This is a genomic window from Streptomyces sp. SPB074 (genome assembly GCF_000154905.1).
GTDB lineage: Bacteria > Actinomycetota > Actinomycetes > Streptomycetales > Streptomycetaceae > Streptomyces.
The window spans coordinates 6,388,881-6,395,235 of sequence record NZ_GG770539.1 but is presented as its reverse complement, the minus strand read 5'-3'; the positions used below and the strand labels follow the sequence as shown (position 1 = coordinate 6,395,235).

The window sequence follows — 6,355 nt, the reverse complement described above, 5'->3', positions numbered from 1 at the left end:
CGGGCGCCGCGCTCGCGCGGGCCGGGCGCCCGGCGGGCACGCGCGGGTGGTGCGGCGCGCGCCGCGGGGCGAGCCTGGCGAGCGCGAGGGTGCGCAGGGCGAGGGCGAGCGCGCGGGCGCCGCGCGGGACGAACCGGCGGCACGCGCCGGTGCCCTCGCGCGGCGCCGCCGGGCGGCCCGTGCTCAGCGGGTGCCGCCGCCCTCGCCGCCGTAGCGCTTCTGGAACTTGGCGACCTGGCCCTCGCTGTCGACCACCCGCGCCTTCCCCGTGTAGAAGGGGTGGCTCTCGGAGGAGATCTCGACGTCGATGACGGGGTAGGTCTCGCCGTCGTCCCAGTCGACCGTCTCGGTGCTGGTCGCGGTGGAGCGGGTCAGGAAGGCGTACCCGGCGGCCCGGTCGCGGAAGACGACGGGGTGGTAGTCGGGCTGCTTGTCCTTCTGCATCGTTGCGGCTCCTCACGGGAAGGCCCTGCGCGGGCCGTGCGCGGTACGGCACTACGGGATACGGGACGCGGTGCGGATCGGAGGTGCGTCCCGCGAGGCGGTCAGGGCAGTTCGTCGGGGTCCTCGTCCACGGGGAGGTCGTTCTCGTCGTCCTCCACGACGTGCACGGCGGCCTCCTCGGCGGAGGCGGCCGCGCCGTCGATGCCGACGTCGGAGGCGACGAGGTCCTTCTCGGTGTCGGGACCGAGGCCCTCGTCGGGTGCGACGAGCCGCCCGGAGCGATCCTCGCCCACCTCGTCGTCGCGCAGTTCGCCGTCCGTGTCGAGGGCGTCCCCGAGGCCGTCGCCCTGGGGGTCCCCGATGTCGGGCACCTCCTCGGACAGGCGCTGGTCGAGGGTCTCGCCCTCCTCGCTCTCGGCGAGCGTGGTGCCCTCCCGCTCGACGGCGAGCGGGCGTTCGGGGGGCGAGTAGCCCTCGTCCAGCGGGTCGCTCACGTCGGGGTCGAGAAGGGTGTCCTCGTAGTCGAGCTGGACGGCCTCGTCCTCGCCCGGCTCCTCGGTGGCCTCCGGCTGGTAGACGTCGTCGCCGCGGCCCGTGTCATCGCTGTCCACGAGTGGTACCTCCCGGTCATCGGTGCACGCCGAGCGGCGCCTCCCGGCCAGCGTGGGGGGCCGCAGGGACGCGGGCCACCGCGCGTGGGCCGAACGGGTGAGGCCGCGCGGCTCGTACGGGAGGCCCCGTACCCCGCGCGGGGCCGCGCACGCACCCCGTTCGCGGGGTCCGTGCGCGGCTACGGAGCGTCACGTGCGAGGGAGGCTACTTGTGGTGCCCCTTCTTGGTGTCGGGGACGTAGAGGCGCACGTCGGTCAGGCTCGCGTCGCCCTCGTAGACGTTGGTGTAGAGGTCGCCGATGACGAAGGAGTCGGGGTAGGCGGAGCCCTTGGGCCACTGGTCGGGCCAGGCGGAGGTGCCGTGCTGGTCCTGGTCCTGGTCCTGGCCCTGGCCCTGGCCCTGGGTGAGGGTGTTGTTGAAGCGGCCGTCGTACTCGCCGGGGGTGACGTTGTAGTGCCAGACGGGGTCGTCGCCGACGACGAAGTCCCGGTGGAAGCGAAGGGTCTGCCGCCCGGCGCGGGCGAAGTTCCCGCTCGCCTCCAGGGTGTAGCCGGTGGCGTCGCGCTCGATGGCGAAGGTGTAGTCCTCGTCCGGCATCAGCTCCGGTCGCAGCTCGGCGGCCGAGGAGAGCTGCTGCTCGGCGACGCCGCCGGAGCAGCTCGTCATGAACCACTGCGAGTTCCCCGCGACCCCGCCCCGGCCCGGGTTCCAGTCGGGGAGCCCGGAGATCCACATGTTGACGGTGTTGTAGCTGCTGTCGCGGTAGTCGTAGTAGGTGCCGTCCGCCGCGTTGCACACGCGTCCCCCGCTGCCCGTGCCCACCCGGTCGGGGTGCTGGGCGAAGGAGTCCATGAGGACCTTGCGGCGGTAGTGCCAGAAGTGGTTGTTGCGGGGCGCGGGATCGGCGCAGTCCACGATGGAGAGGTAGTGGAAGCCGTTGTACGCGTACGGGCCCTCGCGGACGTCCTGCCACGCGCAGTACGGGGCCGAGGCGTCGCCGTCCCAGCCGGGGCTGCGGGAGCCCTCGCCCCAGGGGTGCTGCGTCTTGCAGCCGTCCTTGGAGTAGCCGTTGATCTTGTTGTCGTACTCGATGGTGCCGTTGCGTTTGCCGCCGAAGTCGAGGGTCTTGAGCGTGTACTCGACGCGGTAGCGGCTCGGCAGGGACTTGGTGGGCCGCAGGATGGCGCCGCCGGTGTGGTCGGGCACGTCGAGCACGGCGACGGGGGAGCCGCCCGCGGTGCCGTTCCTGATGGACGGCGGCTTCTCGATGGTGCCGTCCTTGTCCCAGTCGCGGGCGGAGAGGGAGGCGGTGAGCCAGCCGTCCTCGCCGACCTCGAACTCCTTGCGGTAGGTGGCGAAGGAGTTGAGCTGCGCGTCCCAGGCGTCGCCGTAGTCGTTGTGGTACCACTTCCCGCTGTCGTCCATGACGGTGTCGAAGGGGTTGTCGTAGGCGTCGCGCACCCAAGGGGCCCGGCCCGGGTCCAGGGCCTCGCTGAAGTTCTCGGAGTGGAGCAGGCGCCAGCCGTCGAGGCGGGGCCCGCCGTGCCCGTCGCCGCCGCCGCCCGCCGCGCTGCCGGGCGCGCCCAGGAACGGGGTGAGGGCCAGGACCCCGGCGAGGACGAGGCCGAGGGTGCGGCGGCGGCGCGGGCGTCCGGGCGGTGCGGTGGCGCGGGGGGCGGTGCGGCTCGATCTGTCCATCAGAACTCCCCTTCCATGTCCTGGTACTTGGCTGCGTTCTCCTTGGTCACCTGGGGCGAGTCCACGACGGTGTCCTTCTCGGGCTTCTTGCCGTCGAGGATGTCCACCGCGCGGTCGAGCCCGAGGCTGCCGATCTGGTCGGCGTCGTTGAGGCCGGTGACGAGGTAGTTGCCCCCGGCGGCGATGGCCTGGAGCGCCTCGGCCTGGCCGTCCACCCCGGCGAGCACGATCTCCTTCTCGCGGCCCGCGTCCTTGACGGCGCGCTGCGCGCCGAGGCACATGGCGTCGTTCTCGCAGAAGACGGCGTCGAGGTCCTTGTGGGAGGCGAGCAGGCTCTCCATGACGGTGAGCCCGCCGTCGGAGGCCCAGTTGCCGTAGTCGGGCCCCTCGACCATGCGGATGCCGGCGGCGTCGAGAGCCTTCTTGACGCCCGTGGTGCGGGCGAGGCCGATGCTGTTGTCCGCCGGGCCGCCCTTGATGAGCGCGACGGTGGCGTCCTTGCCGAGCTTCGCGGCGAGGAATTCGCCGTCCTGCCGCCCGATGGCCTCGTTGTCGGGGCCGATCCAGCTCGCGTAGGTCCCGCTGCGGAACTTGCGGTCGACCAGGATCGCCGGTTTGCCGGCCGACTTGAGGGCGTTGAGGACGGCGGGCGCCGATTCGAGGGGGCCGCCGGAGATGATCACGGCGTCCACGTTCTTGCTCAGCAGGTCCTCGACGTTGGAGGCGAGCTTCGCCGCGTCGCCGCCCGCGTCGGTCGAGACGACCTCGACGCCCTTCTTCTTCGCGCGCGCCTTGACGGCCTTGTCCATCCCGACGAAGTAGGGCCCGGAGAGCGTGAAGTTGGCCATTCCGACGGTGTAGTCGCCGTCCCCCTTGCCGCCGCTCGCGGCACCGTCCTCGGAGCAGGCGGCGAGCGGGAGGAGGAGGGCGCCCGCGGCGAGCGCGGAGCACAGACCCCTGTGCGTGTTCTTCATGATCATGACAACCCTTTCGTGACGGCCTCGGACGGCCCGTTCAGGACCGTGCCTTCGCGGGGGCCGCCGCCCCGCCGCGGAGCCGGCCGGTGCGCTGGACGAGGATGACGGCGATGATGACGAGCCCCTTGAGCACCTGCTGCCAGAAGCTCTGCACGTCGTAGAGGTTGAGGAGGTTGTTGACGAGGGCCAGGACGAGGACGCCCCCGAAGGTGGCCCGTACCGAGCCCCTGCCGCCCGCGAGCGAGGCGCCGCCGATGACGCAGGCGGCGATCGCGTCGAGTTCGAAGGCCGTGCCGACGCTGGGCTGCGCGATGCCGACACGGCTCGCCAGCACGACGCCGGCGAGCCCGGCGCAGGCCCCGCTGATCGCGTAGGCGAGGACGAGGTGGCGGCGGACGCCGATCCCGGCGAGGCGCACGGTCTCGACGTTGCCGCCGATCGCGGTGAGGGTGCGTCCCGGCGGGGTGCGGCTGAGGAAGACGCCGCCCGCGAGGAAGACGAGCAGCATGATCAGTGTAGAGACGGGGAGCGGACCGACGGAGGTGGAGCCGAGCTTGAAGAAGGACTCCTTCTCCGGGCCCACCGGGGTCTCGGAGTAGACGTAGGTCAGTCCGCGCACGGTGGTGAGCGCGGCGAGGGCGACGACGAAGGGCGCGAGCTGGAAGCGGGCCACGAGCACCCCGTTGACCAGCCCGACCCCGAGTCCGGCGAGCAGCCCGACAAGCATCGCGAGCGGCACGGGGAGCCCGCTGGAGAGCCCGGCCGCCAGGATGCCCGCGAAGGCCACGACGGAACCCACCGAGAGGTCGATGCCGCCGGTGAGGATGACGGTCAGCATCCCGAAGGCCAGCAGGCCCGTGGTGACCATCTGCTTGAGCAGATTGGTGAGGTTGGCCTCGGTGAGGAAGGCGTCGGTCGTAATTCCCGCGACGACGACGAAGGCGACGAGGAGGAGGACCAGGCCCGTCTCCAGGGTCAGGTCCCGCCCGGCCACCACGATCCGCGCCCGGCGCCGCGCGGGCGGCCTGGCTTCGGCGGTGGTGTCCCCGGGCGAGGGGGCGAGGTGTGATCCGGTCATGCGGCTGTCCGTTCGCGAGCGGGCTTTCGGGTACGGGTGGAGCGGGCGCGTACGCGGGAGGCGGGGGCGCCAGCCGCTCTTCCCCAAGAGCCGCTGGGAGGGAGCGGGCGCGTACGCGGGAGGCGGGGTGTACGGGCGGGCGGGCGCGGGCGGTGCGTACGGGCCGGGCGGGACCGCGGGCGCGGCTCCGGGTGTGCGGGTGCCGCGCCGGGGGCGCGCGACAGGGGGCGAGCGGTCAGAGGGCGAGCGGGCGGGGCGAGGGTGGCGCGGGCGGGCCGGTCACGCGGCGTGGCCGATCGCGTGGCCGAGCACCGTGTCGTGCGCGGTGCCCTCGGCGGGGAGTTCGGCGGCGAGGCGCCCCTCGTGGAGGACGAGGACGCGGTCGCAGGCGCCGAGGACCTCGCCGAGGTCGGAGGAGATGAGGAGCACGGCGAGCCCTTCGTGGGCGAGGTCGTCGAGCATCCGGTAGATCTCGGCGCGGGTCGCCGCGTCCACGCCCCGGGTGGGTTCGTCCAGGAGGAGGACGCGGGGCCCGGTGAGGAGCCACTTCGCGAGCACGGCCTTCTGCTGGTTGCCGCCGCTGAGCGCCTGGACAGGCAGGCGGGCGGCATGGGCGGGGCGCACGTCCAGTCGGGCGGAGAGCCGTTCGGCGTCGGCGCCGCGGCGGGCGGTGTCCACGAAGGGGCCGCAGGTCGCGGTGGGCAGGGTGGTGAGGCCGATGTTCTCGGCGGTGCTGAGGCCGAGGACGAGCCCGGTGCGCTTGCGGTCCTCGGTGACGAGGGCGAGCCCGGCGCGGATCGCCCGCGCGGGCCGGGTGAAGTGCCCGCCGCGCGGCGCGGTGCCCGCGACCCGTACCGTCCCGGAGGCCGGGGTGGTGGCGCCGAAGACGCAGTGCGCGAGTTCGCTGCGCCCGGCGCCGAGAGCCCGAAGAGCCCGGTGATCTCCCCGGCCCGCAGCGTGAAGGAGACCGGCCCGAACTCCCCCGGCCTGCTCAGGTCCCGCACGTCGAGCAGCACCTCGCCGGGGGTGGTGCGGCGCCCGGGGTAGAGCGCTCCGGGGCTGCGCCCGGCCATGAGGCGGACGAGTTCGCGCTCGTCGGTGCGCGCGGGGGTGGTCTCGGCGACGACGACGCCGTCCTTGATGACGACGACGCGGTCGGCGAGTTCGCTGATCTCGGCGAGGCGGTGGGACACGTACACGACGAGGACGCCCTGCACGGTGAGGCGGCGGACGAGCGCGTGGAGCGCGTCGAGGTCGCTGCCCGCGAGGACGGCCGAGGGCTCGTCCAGGACGAGGACGCGGGGCGGCCCGCCGGGCGCGGCGAGCGCCTTGGCGATCTCGGTCATCTGCTGGCGCGCGATGCTGAGGTCCCCGGCGCGGGTACGGGGGTCGATCGCCCCGAAGCCGACGGACTCCAGGACCTCGCGGGCCCGCGCGTGGGCGCGGCGGCGGTCGATGAACGTGCCGAGCCGCAGCGGGTAGTGGCCGAGGAGGAGGTTCTCGGTGACGCTGAGCCCGGGCACGAGGCTCAGTTCCTGGTGGACGG

The 6,355-nt window shown here is 73.5% G+C and carries 5 protein-coding genes and 2 pseudogenes; all 7 read right to left on the bottom strand.

The genetic code is table 11. The features are described 5' to 3' along the window. Positions 1–183: 183 nt before the first annotated feature. On the bottom strand, positions 184–444 hold the full coding sequence (locus SSBG_RS27335; protein ID WP_008749286.1) for a type B 50S ribosomal protein L31: 261 nt from the start codon (positions 442–444) through the stop codon (positions 184–186). Between the two features lie 101 nt (positions 445–545). Next, positions 546–1,055: a DUF5709 domain-containing protein gene (locus tag SSBG_RS27330; protein WP_008749285.1), complete on the bottom strand. Its 510-nt coding sequence runs from the start codon at positions 1,053–1,055 to the stop codon at positions 546–548. A gap of 205 nt (positions 1,056–1,260) precedes the next feature. Next, positions 1,261–2,754 (bottom strand): hypothetical protein, encoded by a 1,494-nt coding sequence (locus SSBG_RS27325; protein WP_008749284.1) that lies wholly within the window; start codon positions 2,752–2,754, stop codon positions 1,261–1,263. Next, positions 2,754–3,728, bottom strand: a complete 975-nt coding sequence (locus tag SSBG_RS27320; RefSeq protein WP_037872035.1) for a substrate-binding domain-containing protein — start codon at positions 3,726–3,728, stop codon at positions 2,754–2,756. The genes SSBG_RS27325 and SSBG_RS27320 overlap by 1 nt, the downstream gene beginning before the upstream one ends. Positions 3,729–3,768: 40 nt before the next feature. Further along, a complete protein-coding gene (locus SSBG_RS32905) occupies positions 3,769–4,809 on the bottom strand; it encodes an ABC transporter permease (protein WP_106429388.1) in 1,041 nt (346 codons plus the stop codon). A gap of 279 nt (positions 4,810–5,088) precedes the next feature. Then, a pseudogene (locus tag SSBG_RS35160) lies at positions 5,089–5,715 on the bottom strand (ATP-binding cassette domain-containing protein); the annotation flags it as partial. Between the two features lie 428 nt (positions 5,716–6,143). Further along, positions 6,144–6,332 (bottom strand): annotated as a pseudogene (locus SSBG_RS35900) (sugar ABC transporter ATP-binding protein); the annotation flags it as partial. Between the last annotated feature and the right edge of the window lie 23 nt (positions 6,333–6,355).

Coding starts and splice junctions, on each gene's coding strand:
- SSBG_RS27320 (WP_037872035.1), bottom strand. CDS start 3,728: ATGAAGAACACGCACAGGGGTCTGTGCTCCGCGCTCGCCGCGGGCGCC.
- SSBG_RS32905 (WP_106429388.1), bottom strand. CDS start 4,809: ATGACCGGATCACACCTCGCCCCCTCGCCCGGGGACACCACCGCCGAA.
- SSBG_RS27335 (WP_008749286.1), bottom strand. CDS start 444: ATGCAGAAGGACAAGCAGCCCGACTACCACCCCGTCGTCTTCCGCGAC.
- SSBG_RS27325 (WP_008749284.1), bottom strand. CDS start 2,754: ATGGACAGATCGAGCCGCACCGCCCCCCGCGCCACCGCACCGCCCGGA.